The organism is Brevibacterium ravenspurgense (genome assembly GCF_001584615.1).
GTDB lineage: Bacteria > Actinomycetota > Actinomycetes > Actinomycetales > Brevibacteriaceae > Brevibacterium > Brevibacterium ravenspurgense.
This window is the reverse complement of record NZ_LQQC01000002.1, coordinates 30,943-52,033: the sequence shown is the minus strand read 5'-3', so window position 1 is coordinate 52,033 and position 21,091 is coordinate 30,943. Positions and strand designations below refer to the sequence as shown.

The 21,091-nt window shown below is 63.3% G+C and carries 18 protein-coding genes and 1 pseudogene; 7 read left to right on the top strand and 12 right to left on the bottom strand.

From position 1 onward, the window contains the following. Window positions 1-8: 8 nt before the first annotated feature. From Bravens_RS00545 to Bravens_RS00525, 5 genes are all read left to right on the top strand, one after another. Complete coding sequence (locus Bravens_RS00545) at window positions 9-1,739, top strand: ABC transporter ATP-binding protein (protein ID WP_062019384.1); 1,731 nt, start codon at window positions 9-11, stop codon at window positions 1,737-1,739. After that, window positions 1,736-3,526 carry an ABC transporter ATP-binding protein gene (locus Bravens_RS00540; protein WP_062019382.1) on the top strand — a complete coding sequence of 597 codons (1,791 nt, stop codon included), beginning with the start codon at window positions 1,736-1,738 and terminating at the stop codon, window positions 3,524-3,526. Before Bravens_RS00545 ends, Bravens_RS00540 begins: the two co-directional genes overlap by 4 nt. 180 nt (window positions 3,527-3,706) lie before the next feature. Then, a complete protein-coding gene (locus Bravens_RS00535; RefSeq protein WP_062019379.1) occupies window positions 3,707-3,925 on the top strand; it encodes a helix-turn-helix transcriptional regulator in 219 nt (72 codons plus the stop codon). Beyond that, on the top strand, window positions 3,922-4,482 hold the full coding sequence (locus Bravens_RS00530) for a hypothetical protein (protein ID WP_062019377.1): 561 nt from the start codon (window positions 3,922-3,924) through the stop codon (window positions 4,480-4,482). Before Bravens_RS00535 ends, Bravens_RS00530 begins: the two co-directional genes overlap by 4 nt. Before the next feature lie 13 nt (window positions 4,483-4,495). Beyond that, window positions 4,496-5,104, top strand: a complete 609-nt coding sequence (locus tag Bravens_RS00525) for a hypothetical protein (protein ID WP_061943344.1) — start codon at window positions 4,496-4,498, stop codon at window positions 5,102-5,104. Between the two features lie 218 nt (window positions 5,105-5,322). Here the strand turns inward: Bravens_RS00525 and Bravens_RS00520 are convergent. Next, window positions 5,323-5,703 (bottom strand): annotated as a pseudogene (locus tag Bravens_RS00520) (dihydroxy-acid dehydratase); the annotation flags it as partial. On the opposite strand from Bravens_RS00520, the gene Bravens_RS00515 reads away from it, so the two are divergent. After that, complete coding sequence (locus tag Bravens_RS00515) at window positions 5,702-6,226, top strand: hypothetical protein (protein WP_062019375.1); 525 nt, start codon at window positions 5,702-5,704, stop codon at window positions 6,224-6,226. The pseudogene Bravens_RS00520 and the gene Bravens_RS00515 sit on opposite strands and share 2 nt — an antisense overlap. A 67-nt stretch (window positions 6,227-6,293) precedes the next feature. Here the strand turns inward: Bravens_RS00515 and Bravens_RS00510 are convergent, their stop codons facing one another. From Bravens_RS00510 to cysK, 11 genes are all read right to left on the bottom strand, one after another. Beyond that, a complete protein-coding gene (locus Bravens_RS00510; protein ID WP_062019373.1) occupies window positions 6,294-7,271 on the bottom strand; it encodes an ArsA family ATPase in 978 nt (325 codons plus the stop codon). Window positions 7,272-7,286: 15 nt separating this feature from the next. Continuing rightward, a complete protein-coding gene (locus tag Bravens_RS00505) occupies window positions 7,287-7,655 on the bottom strand; it encodes a cory-CC-star protein (protein ID WP_342341613.1) in 369 nt (122 codons plus the stop codon). Continuing rightward, entirely contained in the window at window positions 7,652-9,373 is a 1,722-nt protein-coding gene (locus Bravens_RS00500) for a carbon starvation CstA family protein (protein WP_062019371.1), read from the bottom strand. Before Bravens_RS00500 ends, Bravens_RS00505 begins: the two co-directional genes overlap by 4 nt. 521 nt (window positions 9,374-9,894) lie before the next feature. Then, window positions 9,895-11,319, bottom strand: coding sequence for a hypothetical protein (locus Bravens_RS00495; protein ID WP_062019369.1), 1,425 nt, complete (start codon window positions 11,317-11,319; stop codon window positions 9,895-9,897). Beyond that, complete coding sequence (locus tag Bravens_RS00490; RefSeq protein WP_082790943.1) at window positions 11,316-13,193, bottom strand: FG-GAP repeat protein; 1,878 nt, start codon at window positions 13,191-13,193, stop codon at window positions 11,316-11,318. Before Bravens_RS00490 ends, Bravens_RS00495 begins: the two co-directional genes overlap by 4 nt. 281 nt (window positions 13,194-13,474) lie before the next feature. Continuing rightward, entirely contained in the window at window positions 13,475-15,175 is a 1,701-nt protein-coding gene (gene ilvD / locus Bravens_RS00485) for a dihydroxy-acid dehydratase (protein WP_062019367.1), read from the bottom strand. Window positions 15,176-15,254: 79 nt separating this feature from the next. Then, on the bottom strand, window positions 15,255-16,187 hold the full coding sequence (locus tag Bravens_RS00480) for an NAD(P)-dependent oxidoreductase (RefSeq protein WP_062019366.1): 933 nt from the start codon (window positions 16,185-16,187) through the stop codon (window positions 15,255-15,257). Window positions 16,188-16,346: 159 nt separating this feature from the next. Beyond that, a complete protein-coding gene (locus Bravens_RS00475; RefSeq protein ID WP_062019365.1) occupies window positions 16,347-17,045 on the bottom strand; it encodes an NAD(P)H-dependent oxidoreductase in 699 nt (232 codons plus the stop codon). A 2-nt stretch (window positions 17,046-17,047) separates the two neighbouring features. Beyond that, window positions 17,048-18,211, bottom strand: coding sequence for an LLM class flavin-dependent oxidoreductase (locus Bravens_RS00470; RefSeq protein ID WP_062019363.1), 1,164 nt, complete (start codon window positions 18,209-18,211; stop codon window positions 17,048-17,050). 400 nt (window positions 18,212-18,611) lie between these two features. Then, window positions 18,612-19,271: a serine O-acetyltransferase EpsC gene (gene epsC / locus Bravens_RS00465; RefSeq protein ID WP_061943377.1), complete on the bottom strand. Its 660-nt coding sequence runs from the start codon at window positions 19,269-19,271 to the stop codon at window positions 18,612-18,614. Next, a complete protein-coding gene (gene cysK / locus Bravens_RS00460) occupies window positions 19,271-20,197 on the bottom strand; it encodes a cysteine synthase A (protein WP_062019361.1) in 927 nt (308 codons plus the stop codon). Before cysK ends, epsC begins: the two co-directional genes overlap by 1 nt. A 247-nt stretch (window positions 20,198-20,444) precedes the next feature. On the opposite strand from cysK, the gene def reads away from it, so the two are divergent. Further along, a complete protein-coding gene (def, locus tag Bravens_RS00455; RefSeq protein WP_062019360.1) occupies window positions 20,445-21,044 on the top strand; it encodes a peptide deformylase in 600 nt (199 codons plus the stop codon). Window positions 21,045-21,091: the final 47 nt, after the last annotated feature.

The following is a 21,091-nucleotide window of genomic DNA, read 5'->3' as shown; positions in this document are numbered from 1 at the left end:
TGAATCAAATGCGAGCACTCCTTCGATTCTGGCCAGACATCCGCGCCCGTATATGGGTGTATTCCCTGGTCATGGTGCTCACGCTCATTGCCAACGCAATTTCACTGGCCACCCCGATGCTCACGGGCCACATCATCGACGGCCCGATTGCCCACCGCGACCCCGCCGGCCTGCGATGGCCTGCGGCCGCGATTCTGGCGGTCGGAATCGCCGAGGCGTCTGCCCTGTGGGCGCGCCGCCGGCTGGTTGCCGGGGTGGTTTCGGAATGGGAAATCACGTGGCGCGGTCGGCTGTTCTCCCGCCTTCTGTATCTGCGGGTCGGCAGGCACGACGCGTGGGATTCGGGCCAGCTGCTGTCCCGGGCCACGCAGGATATGTCGCAGCTGCGGCGCTTCTTTGCCTTCGGCGGGCCGTTCATGCTGGTCACTCCAGTGACGATCGTCATCGGCACCGTCATGCTGTGGCTCATTCACCCGCTGTTCGGGCTCACTGTGATCGGCATGGCCATCCCACTGACGGGCGCCGTCGCCCTTCTGGAGGGCCGGTATCGGCGGACCTCGCGGGCATCTCAGGACACGATGGGCGAAATCACCACAAACGTCGAAGAGTCGATTCTCGGCATTCGGATTCTGCGCTCTTTTGGACGGTCGTCGTGGGCTTCGCAGAGGTTTTCTGAACTCTCCCACCGTCTGGCCGGCTACGAGGTGCGCCTGGCAAAGCTCGACTCCTGGATGTGGGCAACGATGCAGATGCTGCCGGCCGCCGCGCAGGTCATCATGCTGGGCCTGGGCGCGTGGGGTGTGCTTGAGGGCTGGGTGACCATCGGCCAGGTTGTTGCTGCGCTGACAATCACGTGGATTCTGCGGATGCCGATTGAAATGCTCGGCTTCCTCTTGGCCGACTTCCTCATCAGCATCACCGCCGCACAGCGATATTGGGAAGTGCTCGATGAAGACATCGGCATCGAAGACCCCACTGGCGGAATCGACGATGCAGCCGCCGTACCGTCCGCCGAAGGCCGGCTGGAGTTCGCGGGTGTCGGATTCACCTTCGACGATGGCGAGCGCCCGCTGCTGCACGATGTGAACCTCACCGTTGAACCCGGTGAAACGCTGGCGCTCGTGGGGCCCACGGGATCGGGTAAGTCGACGGTTGTCTCACTCATCCCGCGCCTTCACGATGTCACCTCCGGTGCCATCACGATTGACGGCTGGGACATCCGCGACATCCCGCTCAACGCCCTGCGGGGCCTGGTGTCGTTCGCCTTTGAAGACCCCATTCTGTTCTCTGACACCATCCGGGCGAACGTCGAAATGGGCGCACCCGGAGCCAGTGAGGACGAAATCGAGCAGGCGCTGCGCATTGCCGCCGCGTGGGACTTTGTGCAGGCACTTCCCGACGGCCTGGAAACGCAGGTCGGCGAACAGGGGCTGAGCCTCTCCGGCGGTCAGCGCCAGCGTGTGGCCCTGGCGCGGGCCATCATCGGCAAGCCGCGCGTGCTTGTGATGGACGACCCGCTTTCAGCCGTTGACGTCGACACGGAAGACCGTGTGCAGCGCGCTCTGGCCGAGGTGCTGCCGGACTCCACAACAATTGTCGTGGCCCACCGCCCGTCGACCGCCCTGCTCGCGGACAGGGTCGCTGTGCTGGACGGCGGCACGGTCGTCGAAACCGGCACCCACCGCGAACTCACGGCCAACTCGACCACCTACCGCAACCTCATGGGGGCGCAGGCATGAGCGACACCGTGACCTCCACCTCGGACATTGATGCCCTTCCGGAGGGCATTTCGAAACGCTCTCGCGCGCTCCTCCTGCAGCTGGTCCGGCCCTACCGCGGGATCCTCATCGTGCTGACCCTGCTGGTCCTGTTCTTCGCCACGGCCGGCACGCTCGGCCCGGTGTTCATTGCCCGCGCCCTTGACCACGGTCTGCCCGCCGCGACGAACGGCGATTTCGGCCCCCTGTGGACCAACGTGGGCCTGTTCGCGGCGTTTGTGGTTCTTGGTGCGTCTGCCTCCTGGGCAGCTACCCGTGGCATTGGGATCGTCAGCCAGAAGATCATGGTGACTCTGCGCGGTCGCCTGTTCGACCACGTGCAGAAACTCGACATCGCCTATCACGAAAAGCAGAGCTCAGGCCGGCTGGTGTCCCGGCAGTCATCCGACATGGAGTCGGTGCAGGAGTTCCTCGGCTATTCACTCATCTCAACGATTTCCGGGGTCGTGCAGATGGCGGTCATCGCAGCGATTCTCATCTTCCTCGACATCCCGCTGGCCTTGGTCACCTTCGCCGGCTTCATCCCGCTGTACTTCGTCACCCGTGCGGCTCAGCGCTCACAGCGCGCGGCCTACCGGCGGACGCGCACGTCGATTGCCAAGGTGATCATCGACTTCACGGAGTCCATGGGCGGCATCCGCGCTGTTCAGACTTTCCGCCGGCAGCCGCAGCGCAAATCCAGTCTGTCTGCCCACGATGACGATTACCGCAAGGCGAACACCGACGCTCTGCGAGGAGTGGCAACTTTTGCCGGGCTGACCCGGCTGATCGGCAACCTTTCGCAGTTCGCGATCATCCTCCTGGGTGCGTGGCTTGTGATCAGCGGGCACACGCAAGTGGGTGTGCTCGCCGCGTTCGTCCTCTATGTGCGCCGCTTCTACGCCCCACTTGATGAGCTCGTGCAGACGTTCAACATGTACCAGTCCGCGCAGGCGGCCCTGGAGAAAATCACGGCTGTTCTCGAGGTCGAACCCACCATTACTGATCCTGCCTCTCCCCAGACTGTCGAGGCCGACGGCCAGGTTGTCTTCGATGCCGTTCGCTTTGCGTACGGGGACGGACAGGATGTGCTCCCCCGCTTTGATCTGCGTCTGCCGGCCGGGCAGACGGTCGCGCTCGTGGGCGCAACGGGTGCTGGCAAGTCAACGCTGGTGAAGCTGCTGACCCGCTTCTACGATCCGCTTGAAGGCGAGGTGAGACTCGATGGAGTTGACCTGCGGGACATTGCGGATGCTGATCTGCGCAAAGCCGTTGTCATGGTCACGCAGGAATCGTTCCTGTTCGGCGGAACGATTGCCGACAATATTCGGATCGGCCGCCCCGATGCGTCTGATGACGAAGTCCGCGCGGCCGCACGCGCCGTCGGTGTGGACGAATTCATTGAGAGTCTGCCGGATGGCTATGACACGGATGTGCGCAAACGCGGCGGGCGTTTGAGCTCCGGGCAGCGTCAGCTGGTGAGCTTTGCGCGCGTGTTCTTGGCCGACCCTGCAGTGCTCGTTCTTGACGAGGCCACGGCTCACCTGGATGTGCCATCAGAGAAGTTGGTGCAGCGGGCACTCGAGACGATCCTCGCCGGCCGGACAGCGGTCATCATTGCCCACCGCCTGTCGACGGTCGAAATCGCCGACCGTGTTCTTGTCATGGATGCCGGCCGGATTGTCGAAGACGGCACTCCCGCCGAGCTCATTGCCGGCGAGGGACGCTTCGCTCATCTTCACGCTGCTTGGAAAGACTCACTCCTGTAGAGCTCCCGCTTGGGCTGACGAGGTGCCAGGTCCGGGCGCGCGTCACTGGTCTTCCGCTGTGGTTCGGGACGCTTGCATAGACCCTCAATGTCAAAGATTCTTGCCTTTATGTCAGGCTTGCTTGACATGCTATGTCTAGTTTCCTTAACCTTGTGTCAAACAAACTAGACATGAGGACAAATGAGCACACACCCCAAGCCGAAAGTGAAAAGCGCCAGACTGCTTGCCGAACTCACACAGGCTCAGCTGGCTGCAAAGGCGGGTGTGTCGCGGCAGACGATCATTTCGATTGAACGCGGCGACTACAACCCCAGCGTCTACCTAGCACTGTCAATCGCACAGCTGCTGAACAGCACAGTCGAAAATCTTTTTCCCACCGCACAGGAGGACAACTCATGACGAACTCCCCGACACCTCGTATTGACCGGATGATGGGCTACAACTCCGCGACGATGGGCGATGAACGCGAAGCACGCATTCTGCTGCAGGCAACGTCGTTCGGCGCGGTCGTCAGCGTCTACACGGCAACCGCCGTTGCCGCCGGACTCGCGCTGACCGGCACCGGCGCATGGGGCGCCGTCCTGCTGGTGCTGTCGTCGATCCCGTCGTTTGCCATCTACTTCTACGCCGAACGTCACGATGTCCAGGTCGACAAGCTGCTGTCCAAGGGCACCTTGGGCCAGCTGGTGTGGCCCCACATGATTATGGGCCTCATGGTTGCCGCACTGCTGTTCGGAATCGTGTTCCACTTGACCACCGGACAGCCCGTCATCCCCGTGACCGATGTTTCGCAGGGCCTTGCCGACAATATGAGCAACGGCCATACCGCACCCCTCTCCCGTGGGTTGATCGGAGGCGGTATTGTCGCGCTCATCCCGATCGTCTGGGCGATCATCTCTGTGCGTCGAACCAAGACCCAGAAACCCGACCCTGCCGACATTCCCGACGAAGACTGAAAGAAGGTATGTCATGACTACCTCGCAGAATTTCCAGCGGGAGGCGGGCGGCGCCTCGGCAGCCCCATCTCCCACTAAGAACATCGACGCAGTCTTCGGCCTCACCGGCATGGGCGACGAGCGCCAGCGCGACATCTACCTGAGGGCCAACACGTTCGCCGCGCACATGGGCATCTACGCGGGCATCGCCCTGGCAGCGCTGCTAGCGCTGTGCGGTCTGGTGTTCTGGGCAGTGGTCGCACTGTTCGCGACCGGCGTCCCCGCGGTGGCCGTCATCGCCTACATGAAGGCACACGGCGTCCCCTACGGAGACCCGTACGCTCGGGCGACGCGCACGCAGAAGATCGTGCCCAGCCTCATCGGACTCGCAATCGTTGCCGCCATGGTGTTCGGCGCCATGTGGGCACTGTTCACCGGCGGCCCGTTCGTTGAGGTCGTGGGACCGACCACGGCAGATGTCGCGCAGACCGCCTCGGAGGACCGCGCGGGAACTGCCCAGACGCTGCTCATAGGACTTGCCGCAGGCGTAGGGCTGACCGCAGTGCTCCTCCTGGTGCTGCGCCCCGCGTTCCTGTCCAAGCGCGACCGCCGCGACGCCGCCGACATCCCGGATGAGGACTGACGGCCCGGGTCACAATCGCTGACACAAGCAGATGCCGGGGACCCCTACGGATCCGTTGGTGGCCCCGGCACTTGCCCACAACGGCGGACGAGGCGGAGGCTGCCTCCCAGCACACAGAAAGGCGGGGCCTGCACTGCAGCAGGCCCCGCCTTTCGTCTGCCTCGCAAACCAAATCAGATCCGCACACTCAGCGGGTCGTTCGGCACTACCTAGCGGATTCAGTCGGTGGTGACGGCTCCGACTGCGGCTGAGCGGACCAGCTTGGCGTACTTGCCCAGCGTGCCGTGCAGACGCGGGTTCTCCGGCAGCGTCCAGTTTTCGCGACGACGGTCAAGCTCGGCCTGATCAACGTGCAGGTCGATCGAACGAGCGGCGATGTCAACGGTGATCTTGTCGCCGTCTTCGACAAAGGCGATCGGTCCGCCGTCAACGGCTTCCGGAGCGACGTGGCCGATGCACAGACCCGTCGAACCGCCCGAGAAGCGACCATCGGTGATGAGCAGAACGTCCTTGCCGATTCCGGCACCCTTGATCGCACCCGTGATGGCGAGCATTTCTCGCATACCCGGACCGCCCTTGGGGCCTTCGTAGCGGATGATGGGCTATGACTCCGCAACCATGGGCGATGAACGCGAAGCCCGCATTCTGCTGCAGGCAACGTCGTTTGGCGCCATCGTCGGCGTCTACACGTCAAGCGCGGTTGCCGCCGGACTCGCACTGACCGGCAACGAAGTCTGGGCCGCCGTCCTGCTGGTCCTTTCGTCGATTCCGTCGTTTGCCATCTACTTCTACGCCGAACGTCACGGTGTCCAGGTCGACAAGCTGCTGTCCAAGGGCACCTTGGGCCAGCTGGTGTGGCCCCACGTGATTATGGGCGTCATGGTTGCCGCACTGTTGTTCGGAATCGTGTTCCACTTGACCACCGGACAGCCCGTCATCCCTGTACCCGATATCACTCAGGGTCTTGCCGACAACTTCAGCCGCGACGGCACCACGCCTCTGTCCCGCGGGCTGTTCAGCGGAGGTGCTGTCGCCCTCATTCCGATCGTGTGGGCGATCATCTCCGTGCGCCGCACCAAGACCCAGGAACCTGACCCGGCCGACATTCCCGACGAGGACTGACTCCGTACCCCAGGTAAGAATCTACACCCTCACGTTGCGGCACACACCCTCAATGTACGGGCGAGAGTTAGGCAAAGAGCAGCTCGCCGAACTCCGCGAGGGCGTCCAGCCCCACGGGTTCGGCCGGCAGGAGCGGAGTCTGCGCAATAACGGCATCCGCACCCACCTCGGCGCGCAGGTGGGACACCCACTGCTCCTCCATCGCGCGTCGAGCCTCGAGGAGCTCCCCCGCACCGGCGGGCGAGCGCTTGTTCACGACGTATGCCAGCACTCCTACGTGCGATTCCGCGAGCTGATCGCGCAGCTCGATCGTCTCGAGCACGGGAAGACGTTCTGCGGCGAGCGCCACGACGAACCCCGTGACCGCCTCGTCCTGCAAGGTGGTCCGCAGGGACGACAACAGCTCGCGCCGTTCGTACAGCAAGTGGCGGATGCGCCGCTCGCGACGTGCCTTCGGGCTCCCCTCGTCGCCAGTCATTGGATTGCCACCCATGGCACGCACCGCCCGACCGAATTTGTCGGATCGCTGACGATTCTCCAGCAAGGCATCCGTCCACTGCGCCATTGCCTCGGGCAGGGACAACAGCCGCGACGTGTGGCCACTCGGCGCGGTATCGAAGACGATGAGGTCGTAGCGCTCCAGGCCGTCCCGCGTGAGCTTTGCGACACGCTCGAGCAGCGCGGCCTCGTGCGAACCGGGCGCGGCCGCCGCTGCTCGCAGGTAGCGCGTCACCTCACCGCGCATTCCATCAGCGACGAGTCCGTACAGGTGTTCGCCGATCGCCTCGATGTGTTCCTTCGCGGCACGCTCGGGATCGATTTCGAGGGCATCGAGGTTGTCCGCCAACCCCACCGGCGAACCGCCTATTGTCCGTCCGAACAGGTGGCCCAGGTTGTGCGCCGGGTCGGTCGACACGAGCAGCACCCGGCGGCCACCTCGAGTCTGGTCAAGAGCGACGGTCGCGGCGCACGTCGTCTTGCCCACGCCGCCCTTGCCTCCGAAGAAGAGCACCCGCCGCGTAGACACGAGTTCACGCAAGGTCATGCTAGTGGCCTCCTCCTAACAACACTTGATGCCATCCGTGGGCGGGCGGTCCATGCCCATGCGGGTATGCCAGGCGTGGAACTCCTCGAGCACGATCGGGTAGAGCTCCATCGTGTAGGCGCTGGCGGGGTTGGGGATTCCGAGTGCCTCGCCACACACGTAGAGCATGAATAGGTCATCCTCGTCGCGCTGAGCCCGAGCGAGGGCCTGTCGGTAGGGGCCGTAGTAGTACTCTCCGAGCCCCTCGGTGAATGCCGCGATGCCGCGCCGAAGCTGTTCGACGCGGCATCGCAACCCACCGTCCTGGCGGGCAGGCGTCCCGTTCTGGGACGCCTGCCCGCCCGACGAATCACAGCCCGCAGGCTGGGGCGAGTTATCGGTCACTTGGAGCCGGTTTCCTGCGGGGAATCGGCGACGGTGCGCCGCTCGACCGGATCCTCGCCTTCGGGTTCGGGATCGCTCCGTCCAGCCTTAACCATGGACGACACCGATTCGATGACGGTCCAGAGCGCGGCCACAAAGATCGCGGAGCCGAAGCCCAGCAGTAGCCAGTTCTGCGTGGCGAAGAACTCCCCAAGCTGGATCACCAGTGCCCAGAACGTCATGGTGAAGACGAAGAGGAGCGGGATGAGAATCGGCAGGACCGGCCTGCGTTTGCGCAACAGCATGACGCCCAGGACGGACAGCGTGAGCACCGCCAGGATCTGGTTTGTCGTACCGAAGAGCGGCCACAGGATCATGCCACCGTCGCCGGCTCCACCCTCACCCGCACCGAATGCCAGGCCGAGGCCCAGGGCGAGCGCGATGATCGTGCCGACGACCGGGGTGATCTTCACGCCCATCTGCGCGCCGATTTCCGCGATGATGAGGCGGTGCAGACGCACGGCGGTATCCATCGTCGTTGCGGCGAAGAGGATGGCCATTGTCGCGAGGACCGTTGCGGACAAGCTCAGCGGGATGCCGAGTCCCTCGTTGAGGATGTTGCCACCGCCGGCGACGAAAGCGCCAATTCCGCCGTTCGCGTAAGCCTCCTGGAAGTCACCCATGGCCTTGAAGCCGGAGGACACGGCGATGATCGTACCGAGCGCGAGCAGGCCTTCGCCCACAGCACCGAAGTAGCCAACGAAGCGGGCGTCGGTTTCCTTGTCGAGCTGCTTGGACGAGGTGCCCGAGGCGACCACGCCATGGAAGCCGGAGATCGCGCCACAGGCGACGGTCACGAAGAGCAGCGGCCAGATGGGTGCCTGGCCGGCGGGCAGTTCCGAAGCCACCGGGTCGAGGAGGACCGTCGGCGCGGAGATGATGATCGCGGCATAGAGGATGCCCAGGCCGATGAACAGCTGGAGGCCGTTGATGTAGTCACGCGGCTGGAGCAGCATCCACACCGGCAAGAGCGAGGCGACGCCCGCGTAGAGGAAGAGGACGACGATCCAGAACGCCTGTGCGGACATGCCCATGATGGTTTCGGGCAGGACGATCGGGAACTTGTCGCCCAGGATGATGAGCGCGTAGAGAACGACGACGCCGACGATCGAGACGATCGGCAAGTTCCACTTGAGGCGGTAGATAGCCTGGCCGATGCACAGCGCGACGGCGATCGCACCCCAGGTCGGGATGACTGCGGTCGGTGTGGTGACGAGCAGGCCGGCGATGATCGAGGCAAACACCGCGTTGACGATGATAATGAGCAGGAAGATAACGACGGTGAAGAGCAGCGAGCCCCGACCACCGATGTAGCGCTTGGCCAGGTCGCCGATTGTGCGGCCCTTGTTACGGGTCGAGGCCCACAGCGCACCGAAGTCGTGCATGCCGGCGAAGAACACCGTACCGATGGTCACCCACAGGAATGCCGGCAGCCAGCCCCAGATCATGGCGACAGCAGGACCCGTGATGGGCGCCGCACCCGCTACCGAGGTGAAGTGGTGCCCCCACAGCACCCACTTGTTGGTGGGCACGAAGTCGACGCCGTCGCGTTGCGCGTGCGCGGGGGTGATGGCGTGCTCGTCAAGCTGGTAGACCTTCTTGGCGAGGAACTTGGAGTATAGAAAATAGCCGGCCAGGATCATTACCAGGCCAATAAACATGATGATGAGTGAGTTCATCTACGCTCGTCTCCCGCGGCCCCCATTGGCCGTAGTGGCGGTCATTGTCTTGCGCGGCGTCGTTACTCGGCGCCACACCGCATATGTCATTGCATGAGCAGCCCACGATCAAACACCATCGCATGCGCGTTTACGTACCATTTAGATGCATAAACGCTCTGCGACATGCGAAGAATCATAGCTGAATTGCCATTGTTTCTGTGAGCTGTATCTCAGTTACCTGGTCACAGTCTGATTACGAATTCCATCACGTCGATTGCCGGAACCGCCGCCGAGGCGCCTGCCAGCGCCCGCGCCCCTGGCACCTTGGGTGCGCGACACCTCGGACGACCCCCATGCCGGACGACGGCTGGGCCAAGAGGATTCAGGGCATGCGAAAGGGGCACAAGTTTCCACCTGTGCCCCTTTCGCGTACTTCAGTTTTCAGCGGCACCCAGCAGGCACCTCGGGAGCGTGTGCACCGCTCCCCTGACGTGGCTCAGTCCGTCGTGACGGCTCCGAGTACAACCCGACCAGGGGCATCAGTTCGGCGCGTGAACACCGGTTCCAGGAGCTCCGTAGTCGGTGTTGAATCCGAAAGCCCTGCGTTCGAGTTCTGGCAGCGATGTGTTCGAAGTCGTCGAAACGTACTGTCGGATCGAACCGGTGAATTCGCTGCTCGAGCTGTTCTTACCGTAGGCGTCCGTGTAGATGAACTCCGACCCGCCGCTGTTGTCGACCGTCGAGTTCTGAACATAGACATCGCGCTGTGCTCCGTTGAACGGCGAGGACGGGTCCTTCTGGTCAAGGGCACCGGACATCGTCGACCACGGCCAGCCGACCGTCTTGTCGCTGTCGAACAGCTGGGAGACCGGCTTTGCCTCACCGCCTGAGGCAAAGCGCGACGGGTTGCGCACACCGAACCAGGGGTCGAAGCGGGCGATTGTCTTGCCGCTTGGATCCGCGATCGTCGTGTCCGACTCCCACAATTCGTACAGCCCCCACACATCGCTGGTCTTCGGACCGTTGAGCACATTGGCATTGACGCACTTTTCATCAGGAATTCGCCGCGCACCGGTGTTTGCACCCGGCAGATCGGATCCGCTGGTCTGCACCTTTTCGTCCGTGCAGTTGCGGATGTATTCGTTCGGCTGGCCGAAGGGCGTCAACGTCGTGACGGCCATTTCGGTCCCATCACTGCAGCGAACCGCGTAGAACAATTCGTGGGCATTGTTGCTCAGAGCGTCCTTTGAGTGGGACCCCTGGTGCACCTTCATCAGGTAGTCGCATTCGATCGGCTTGCCGGACGCGTCACGCGCATAGCCTGCTCGGTCTGCCCTCACCTGCTTGACGTTGTTGCGGACAACGAACTTGTGTCCGTAGTGGTCTTCGTGACGGTGAGGCACTGAACCGTGCTCTTCGGCGGCCACTGCCGAAACTTCGTTTGCGTAGCTGAACGGAATGCCGGTTGCCTTGTCACCGGTCTTCTTAACAGCCCACTCGTAGATATCGGAAGTGCGCGGATCGTCTCCGTGCTCATGGCCGAAGGTGCACTTCTTTCCGGTAGCCGGGTCAACCGCGGAAGTCGGGTGCCACGAGTCGTAGCGCTTGCCGTCGGGCCCTGTCACCGTGTATTCATCGTGCAGCGAGGCTGGGCACGTGTCGTACTCCGACGGCTCCCAGCCGTATGTCTTGCGATCGCCGTCGTCATGGTTTTCGTGACCGTGGTGCGCATCTGCTGTGCTGTGGTCATCACTGCCGTCGTCATCTGCCGGTGCGCTGGGTTCGGCAGTGCCTGTTGGCGACGGTTCGGCAGTGGGAGTTGTCTCCTCAGCCGGTGTGCGCTCCTGTTCTGTCGGTTCCTCCGAGGGGGTCGCGGCAGGCTCAGCGGCTGCGGCGGTAGCTCCGTACAAAGCCAGAAGAGCACTGAATGCGGCTGCGGCGGCCGTCTTTCGATTGATTTTCACTTTGTCCTCCTGCGGAACAGCATGATTGCGGTAATGCCGAAGGCGATCAGAGCGGCACCTGCGGCGAGCGCACCTGCAAACTGCGCTCCCGTACGCGGCAGCGGACTGTTGTTGCCGCCTTGCTGCTGGGCTTCAGCACCTGCCCCTTCACCGGCGTCGGCGCTTGAACCGGCACCTGCACCGTTCTCACGAGAGTTGCCTGAAGAACCGGTGTCGTCTTCTGGTTCAGATCCCTCGGGTGCTCCTGTGTCGGTATCGGCATCGTCTCCGGGGGCTTCTGGCTGCTGAGTTCCCTCCGCGGGATCAGAGGTCTGTGTACTGTCTTCTGTCGGCTCTTCTTCCGGATCAGGAGCTTCCGAAGGTTCGTCGTCGGTCGGACCCTGGGCAGGCAGATCTGCTACTCTCATGGTTCCGATGCTTCCTATTCCATCGCCGCCGGCCACAAACTGGTGACCATTGCGGCCGTTCATCCCTTCGACGACTCCGACGCCGCGTCCCAGGCGCTCGGCTTTGGCTTCGCCCTTGATAACGGAAATGTAGTCGTCTGAAACATCATCAACAGAGATCCGCGGAGCATTGAGCGCGCGGGTATCGAGCGCCCATGCGCGGTTCGCCGAGTAGTCGCCGATGACCAGCGTGCCGGAGCTGCCCTTCTTCTGCGGCGGCAGTGCGGACACCGCAAAGCCGAAGCTGCCAGCGTCTTCACCACCGTCGATCCACCATCCGCGGTCCTTGCCGTCAGCTGCGACTGACTTGCCGTCAGTGGCCGCCGGGTCAGTGGTGACTGTCTGCTTGGAGTCGGCACCGCGGACGATCGCAACCGCGCCGTTGCGCTTGTCTGGCCCCGCACCCGGTGCGCCGTCAGCACCGATGATCAGGTCGTCTTTGCCGTCGTTGTCGAGATCGCCGGCGGAGGCAACAGATATGCCCAAGCGGTCGCGTCCGCGCTCCGGTCCGTTGACGGTGAAGCCTTCGAAGTCTTCGCCGAGCTTGACTTCACCCCTGACATGGCCGAATACAACCCACGCCATGCCGTGGGCGCTTCCCTCATAGCCAGCGGGATTGGCAACATAGCCGCCCAGCACGAGGTCGGGCTTGCCGTCGCCGTTGACATCTCCGGCCGGGGCGATTGTCGACAGCCCCTGTTCCGGCGCACCGTCAATTGTGGCGATGATCCGCTTGGAATCAGGAATCTCTACGGTTGCGATGTCGTCGCTTCCAGCGACCACGGTCGCCGCACCGGCCCTGCTGTTGCGAGTCAGCGAAATGACTGCGACATCGTCCTTGCCGTCGCCGTCGATATCACCGACGCCGGTTGCAAAGTAGCCAGTCCTGTCATTCTGCTTGCTGGCGATGATGAAACCGCGATCACCCAGGTGGTCCAGCTGAATGTGCTCGGACTCTCTGCTGCCGAAGACCACGTATGCCCGCGACTTGGTGAACTGCGTGACGATGATGTCGTCGATTCCGTCGCCGTTGACATCACCGGCGCAGTTGACGCTGAAGCCGACGAGCGCGTTCTCCTCCGAAGGTCCTTCAATTCTGATGACACCCGTTGTCGGGTCATCGAGTTGCCCCTGCTTCGCGCCGTTTGGAATGACGTAGGCCACGCCTACTGAGCTTGTGCCCAAACGGTCCCACATCCACGCACTGGTGACTATGTCGTGTTTGCCGTCGCCGGTGAAATCGCAGGAGCTCTGCGAGACAGCTGACCCTGTTGCAGCCCCCGTGGCCCCTGTCCATGTAAGCACGTCGTCAGCGGGAGCCGCTGTGGCCGGGCTCGCTTGGCCGACCGCGAGTGCTGTCGCGGCCAAGAGAACGGAGGCCGCTGATGCAGCAGCCCGTCTCGGCCACGATGTCGCTTGAGTTTTCATGTACTGCTTTCTGTGAGTGCCCCTTTTGGCCGCCGATGAGTCAGCCGCCTTGAGGGCCCGAAATCATTAGGTCAGGGTTTCCTGACCTAATGAGGTTAGCATTACCTAAGTTCTCTGTGAATCGCGTTTCAGCAGGCCAGACGCCCGACTTTCATCGGTCAGAAGCATCAGGGCATGCGAAAGGGGCACAGGTTTCCACCTGTGCCCCTTTCGCGTACTTCAGTTTTCAGCGGTGCTCAGCAGGCACCTCGGGAGCGTGTGTGGCACTCCCCTGACGTGACTCAGTCCGTTGTGACGGCGCCGACTGCGGCCGAGCGGACCAGCTTGGCGTACTTGCCGAGCGTGCCGTGCAGGCGCGGGTTCTCCGGCAACGTCCAGTTTTCGCGACGACGGTCGAGTTCGGCCTGATCGACGTGCAGGTCGATCGAACGGGCGGCGATGTCGACGGTGATCTTGTCGCCGTCTTCGACAAAGGCGATCGGTCCGCCGTCAACGGCTTCCGGTGCGACGTGGCCGATGCAAAGGCCGGTGGAACCACCCGAGAAGCGACCGTCGGTGATGAGCAGAACGTCCTTGCCGATGCCCGCACCCTTGATGGCACCGGTGATGGCGAGCATTTCGCGCATACCCGGGCCGCCCTTGGGGCCTTCGTAGCGGATGATGATGACGTCGCCGGCCTTGAGCTTGCCTTCCAGAACGGCGTCCATTGCGGCCTGTTCGCGGTCGAAGACGCGCGCGGTGCCCTCGAAGACGTCGGCGTCGAAGCCTGCCGACTTCACGACCGCACCCTCCGGTGCCAGCGAACCGGTGAGCACCGTCAGACCACCGGTCTTGTGGATGGGGTTGCTCATAGCGCGGACGATCTTGCCGTCCGGGTCCGGCGGGTTGATGGCCTTGAGGTTCTCGGCAACCGTCTTGCCGGTGACCGTCATGCAGTCGCCTTCGAGCAGACCAGCGTCCAGCAGAGCCTTCATGACCACGGGAACGCCGCCCATCTTGAAGACGTCGTTCATGACGTAGTCACCGAAGGGCTTGACGTTGCCCAGGTGCGGAACCTTGTCGCCGATGCGGTTGAAGTCCTCGAGCGAAAGGTCAACACCGGCTTCGTGGGCGATTGCCAGCAGGTGCAGCACCGCGTTGGTCGAGCCACCGAAGGCCATCGTCACTGCAATCGCGTTGCAGATCGATTCGTAGGTGATGATGTCCTTCGTGGTGATGCCGCGGCGCAGCAGCTCAACAACCGCTTCACCCGATGCGCGGGCGAACAGCGTGCGGTTGCGGTGAATGGCCGGCGGAGCTGCCGAACCCGGCAGAGACATGCCCATAGCTTCGGCGGCCGAGGCCATCGTGTTGGCGGTGTACATACCGCCACATGCACCTTCACCAGGGCAGACGGCGCGCTCGATGGCGTCGACGTCAGCTTCGGTCATCTTGCCGGCACGGCAGGCGCCGACCGCCTCGAAGGCGTCGATGAGGGTGACTTCCTTTTCGGTGCCGTCCGACAGCTTTGCAGTACCCGGCATGATCGAGCCGTTGTAGAGGAACACGCTCGACAGGCCCAGGCGAGCTGCCGCCATGAGCATGCCGGGAATTGACTTGTCACAGCCGGCCAGCAGAACGGAGCCATCCAGGCGCTCAGCACCGAAGACGGTTTCGACCGAGTCGGTGATGATCTCGCGGCTCACCAGCGAATAGTGCATGCCCTCGTGGCCCATCGAAATGCCGTCGGACACGGAAATCGTACCGAACTCCAGCGGGTAGCCGCCGGCAGCGTGGACACCTTCTTTGGCGAACCCGGCAAGCTTTTCCAGCGTGAGGTTGCAGGGGGTGATTTCGTTCCACGAACTGGCCACGCCGATCTGCGGCTTTTCCCAGTCGTCGTCGCCCATTCCAACTGCCCGCAGCATGCCGCGGGCAGCGGCGCGCTCGAGTCCGTCCGTTACGTCGCGCGAACGCGGCTTGATATCTGGTGTTTCGCTCATAAGCGCAGTCTAGATCCTCTTGTCCACATGCTGGAGAACGTGTGCACTATTCGGACAGGCGGGGTGCGTACCAGCAGGTTCAGACCTTGTTGAGCGGCTCCTCGCCCGCGGCAATCCGCTCGAGCTGCTCCGTGAGGATCCCCAGGATCCGCGGGAAGAAAGCGCTCGTGTTGCCGCCGACGTGCGGGGCGATGAGCGTGTTGGGCGCCTTCCACAGCGGGTGGTCCTCCGGCAGCGGTTCGGGGTCGACAACGTCAAGCGCGGCGTGCAGTCGGTCCGATTCGAGTTCAGCGAGCAGAGCGTCGGTGTCGACGATCTTGCCGCGGCCCACATTGCACACGAGCGCACCGTCGGGCAGCTGCGCGAGGAATTCCGCGTCCACCATGCCTTCGGTGTGTTCGTTCAGTGGCGTGACGATGATGAGCACTTCCGTGTTCGGAAGGATCTGGGCAAGGTCATCGTTGCCGTAGACCGTGCCGTGTTCGTCTTCCCTGGCGCGGCTGCCCACGCGGGTGATCTCGACTTCGAACGGCTCCAGGCGGCGGCGGATCTCCTCACCAATCCCACCGACTCCCAGCAAGGTGACCTTCCGGTCGGCCAGGGACAGGCGACGCTGGTGATCCCACGTGCCGGTCAGCTGGTTTCGAGCGGCCTCGTCGAGTCCCCGCAGCCGCGCCAGTACGAGGGCGACGGCAAGCTCCGCAGTCGCTGCCGCGTGCGCTCCCGCGCCGGTGGTGACGGTGACCTTGCCGACCAGGTGGTTGACCACGTCGTAGCCGGTGGTCTGCGCCTGGACGAGTTTGAGGTCGTTGATGTCATCGAGTTTCGCGACGGTCGCCTCCGCACCCAGATAGGGCAGGATCACCGCGTCAAGATCCGCTGGGTCGGAGTCCGGATGTTCAGCCGACCACACGCGCAGGTCCAAAGCGCTGCGGGCGCTTTCGCTCAGACGCGAGCGCACATCGTCAAGAAGGTCAGGGTCCGGAAAGGCGATTTTTGTGATCGTGCTCATGGCCTCATTGTGTCAGCCTGGCTGAGTTTCGTCCGGGCCCAGTTCACAAGGCGGACAGGGCTGGTTGGGTTGACGGGGCGCGGCTCCCGAGGCGGGGCTCCCGAGGTGGAGCTCAGCTTCTCGTTTGACTGCGGCTGGGTGCCGCTCGCCTGCCCCGGTTCAGCGGCCGAGCAGCTGATCGAACGGGGTGATGGTGTTCGGGTCGAACTCATCGACCGGTTCCACACGGCGCGAGGTGCCGTGGGCGCCCGAGGTGCTGGCACCTCGTGAGTTTCCGGCACCTTGCCCACTTCCCGAGGCGAGCTCCAGCAGTTCCTCGACTGCCGCCTCGATCCGCCTGCGCATACCGGTCTGCTCTTCCGGCAGCCCCCAGTCGTCGGTGGCGGCGAAGACCGCGGTCGGCAGCGCGAGCCCCTTGAGGTAGGCGATGACGGGGCGAATGTGCTGATCCATGGCCAGGGAGTGGCGGGCGGTGCCGCCGGTTGAGGCCAGCAGAACGGGGATGCCGCGCAGGCCGGCTTCGGGGAACAGCTGGAGGAACATGGTCAGCAGACCGATGGGTGTCGCGTTGTAGACGGGCGCTGCGAGCACGACGGCGTCGGAGGTGCGCAGTTTGGCGTAGACCTCGTCGAGCTCGTCAGATGGCACCCCGGTGAGCATCGAATCGACCAGCTGGTGGGAGAACTCGCGCAGGTTGATGATCTCGGTTTCGATTAGGGCTGTCGCTTGTGGGTCTGCTGCCGCGGTTTCTGGCGCGGCTTCTGCTGCTAGCTCTGCCGCTGCGTCGAGGATCCTCTGCGCCAGCCTGTTGCTGGTGCTCGATTCGGACAGCGAGGCTGTCAGCGCTGTGATCTTCACGGTCAGCCCTCCTGGTGTTCTTCGGCGGCGCGTGCACGTTCCTGGGCCGCCTTCGAGTTCGGTCCGCCACCGGGAATGGGGTCTTCTCCTGTTGCGCGACGCGCCTTGAGTGATTCGTGCGTTGGCGCTTCCGGAACGCCAGGCTCGCGCATGGATGCGAATTCGCGGCGCAGGACAGGGACGACTTCTTCGCCGAGGATGTCGATCTGTTCGAGCACGGTCTTCTCCGGCAGGCCCGCATGGTCGATGAGGAACAGCTGGCGCTGGTAATCACCGGCCCAGTCGCGGAAGCTGAGGGTGCGCTCGATGGCCTGCTGCGGGCTGCCGACTGTCAGCGGAGTTTGGGTGGAGAACTCTTCCAGGCTTGGCCCGTGGCCGTATACGGGAGCGTTGTCGAAGTAGGGGCGGAATTCATTGACCGCGTCCTGTGAGTTCTTGCGCATGAACACGTGCCCGCCCAATCCGACGATCGCGTGTTCAGCTTTGCCGTGTCCGTAGTACTCGTAGCGCTGGCGGTAGAGGTTGACCATGCGCGCGGTGTGTGACGTGGGCCAAAAGATGTTGTTGTGGAAGAAGCCGTCGCCGTAGTAGGCAGCCTGCTCGGCAATCTGGGGCGAGCGGATGGAGCCGTGCCATACGAAAGGCGGGATGCCCTCCAGAGGGCGCGGAGTTGCCGTGAAGCCCTGCAGCGGCGTGCGGAAACGGCCTTCCCAGTTGACGTTCTCTTCGCGCCACAGGCGGTGCAGCAGGGCATAGTTTTCGACCGCCAGCGGGATGCCTTCACGGATGTCCTGACCGAACCACGGGTAGACGGGTCCGGTGTTGCCGCGGCCCATCATGAGGCTGATGCGTCCGCCAGCCAGGTGCTGCAGGTAGGCGTAGTCTTCGGCCAGCCGGACGGGATCGTTGGTGGTGATGAGAGTCGTCGAGGTGCTCAGGTGGATCTTCTCGGTCCGCGCGGCCAGGTGCGCCAAGAGGACGGTCGGGTTGGCCGGGGCGACAAACGGCGGGTTGTGGTGCTCACCGGTTGCGAAGACGTCGAGACCGGCGGCTTCTGCGTGTTCGGCGATCTTCACGGTGCTCATCAGCCGTTCGTGCTCGGTCGGGATTGTGCCGTTCACGGGATCGCGGGTGACATCACCGATCGTGAAGATTCCGAATTCCACAGTGTGCTCCTAAGCTCAGGGGGCGTTAATTGAACTGTCAACCATTCTAACGGGGAGGTGCCGGGGAAAATTCCCGACCCAGCAGGTCAGCCTGATCTCCACCTCGTGAGTTCATTCCGGCGAGCCACCCGTTAGCCGGAATACGCGCCTTAGCCACACGCAAACTCCCGTTAGCCGGAATCCGCGCCTTAACAACCGCTGCTAACGGGAGTTTTCGTTGCTAAAGCGTGTGGCAGGGCGCAATGACGAGGCGCCGCACCACTCCCCCGGGGCCGTCACCTTGATGCTGGACTGTTGGTTCGATCCCACAAACGACTGCGGCCCCTGCCGAAAGACAGGGGCCACAGCCGCTGAAATGAGTCACCTCACCGCGTGACCCACTCACAAAACCGCGTCAAGATCAGATCCAGATGGCCGGATCGACCAGTTCCACCTCGCCGTGGGTGGGGACGTGGCGCTCCTTGGGGCGTTTGATCTTGGCGGGAATGCCAACGGCGATCGTGCCGTCCGGAACATCGCCCACAACGACAGCGTTCGCACCGACCGAAGAACCATCGCCAACCTCAACCGGCCCCAGCACAACAGCTCCGGCGCCAATGAGCACATCGTTGCCGATGGTGGGGTGGCGCTTGACGGCCTCGGTGGACGTCCCGCCAAGGGTCACCTGGTGGTACAGCATGACATCGTCGCCGATTTCAGCTGTCTCACCAATAACAACACCGCTGCCGTGGTCGATGAAGAACCTCCGGCCGATGGTTGCACCCGGATGGATTTCAATACCGGTCAACGCTCGCACAGCCTGCGAAAGCAGACGCGCGGGAGCCTTGCCACCGGGCCTGTTCCACAGTCGGTGAATCCCCCGGTGCGCCCAAATGGCGTGCAGGCCCGGGTAGCTCAGCGCAGTGACAACATCGTTCGTCGCCGCGGGGTCACGGCGGCGGGCATTGTCGAGGTCTTCGCGCACAGTCGCCCGCACGTTCGGCTTAGACAAACCGACCGCGGCGGCCGTGCTGAGTGCCGCGCTGCCGGCCAGCAGCGCACCTTTGAGGAGTCGGCTCATCAGTGCATGTATTCCTGGAACAGCGGCGTAGACAGGTAGCGCTCACCGAGGTCCGGGAAGATGACGACGACGTTCTTGCCGGCGTTTTCCGGACGCGACGCAACCTTTTCGGCTGCCGCAAGAGCAGCACCTGCGCTGATGCCCACGAGCGTGCCGTCTTCACGAGCCACGCGGCGTGCAGCCTCGAGAGCTTCTTCGTTGCCGATTGCCTGAACTTCGTCGTAGAGCTCGGTGTCGAGAACCTCGGGAACGAAGTTCGCGCCGATGCCCTGAATGGCGTGGGGTCCAGCCTGGCCTTCGGACAGAAGAGGTGAAGCTTCCGGTTCGACAGCGACGATCTTCACGTCCGGGTTGGCTTCGCGCAGAGCGCGACCAGCACCCGTGATGGTGCCGCCGGTGCCGATGCCGGCAACGAAGATGTCGACCGTGCCGGCGTCTTCGAGGATTTCCTTACCGGTGGTGGCGTAGTGCTTTTCGGGGTTGGCCCGGTTGGCGAACTGCGAAGCCAGCAGACCGCCGGTTTCTTCAGCGATTTCCTTGGCCTTGCTGACAGCGCCGTTCATGCCGTCGGCCTTGGGGGTCAGAACGAGTTCAGCGCCGAATGCGCGCAGCAGAGCGCGACGTTCCATCGACATGGATTCCGGCATCGTCAGCACAACGCGGTAGCCGCGCGAGCTTCCGACCATGGCCAGGGCGATGCCGGTGTTGCCCGAGGTGGCTTCGACGATCGTGCCGCCGGGCTTGAGCTGACCGCTTTCCTCAGCGGCGTCGATCATGGCAACGCCGATGCGGTCTTTCACCGAGTTGGCGGGGTTGAAGTATTCGAGCTTGGCGAGGATTTCAGCACCGGTGCGCTCACTGGCGTGCTTGAGACGCAGGAGGGGTGTTTTGCCGACGAGTTCCGAAACACTGTTGTAAACAGTCACAGCTTTCCTTTGAGTTGATTCGAAAAGGTTCACGGAACTGCTGCCGGCAGTCCCGCTTTTACACGTGACACACCAGCCAATGGCTTCAGCTGCTGATCTTCAGTCCGGATAACAGAGCTGACCGGACATATATTCCCGATTATGGCCTGTCGACTTCGCGGCAGCACAACCGGGGACGGCCGATGAGGGGCACATCACAGCCTGCGCAACCACTGCCCGTGTCGGTGCCTGTCGATAGGATGAGCGCATGGCAATTCATCCGATCGTCGTGTACGGCGAACCTGTTCTGCACCGCAAAGCCGACCCCGTTGTGGATTTCGATGATGATCTGCGCACTCTCGTCGCAGACATGTTCGAAACGCTGAAGGTGTCCAATGGCGTGGGTTTGGCCGCCCCGCAGATCGGCGTGGGCAAGCAGATCTTCGTCTATGACGCGGATGACGAAGTTGAGGGCCGCCGTCGCCGCGGGGTGTTCATCAACCCGATTCTCACGGCGTCGCGCATCCCCGACAGCCGCCCGCACCCGGACACCGAATCCGAAGGCTGCCTGTCTGTGCCAAGCCTCGACTTTCCGCTTAAGCGCGCAAACAAGGTGACGGTCAACGGCTTTGACGAAAACGGCGAGCGCATTTCCTTGAGCGCCGAAGGCTGGTTTGCCCGCATCATGCAGCACGAATTCGATCACCTGCAGGGCACGCTCTACGTTGACCGCCTGGATAAGCGCTGGACGAAGAAGTGGACGCGCGCCAAAGCCGACTTCGGCTACGGCGAACCGGGCCTGTCGTGGCTGCCGGGCACCGACCCCGACCCGTTCGGACACGAAGCTGTTGACGAAGACCTGGACTGATCTGACCAGGCGCCGCCCACCACTGCACGCCTGACCGCGGGTATCCG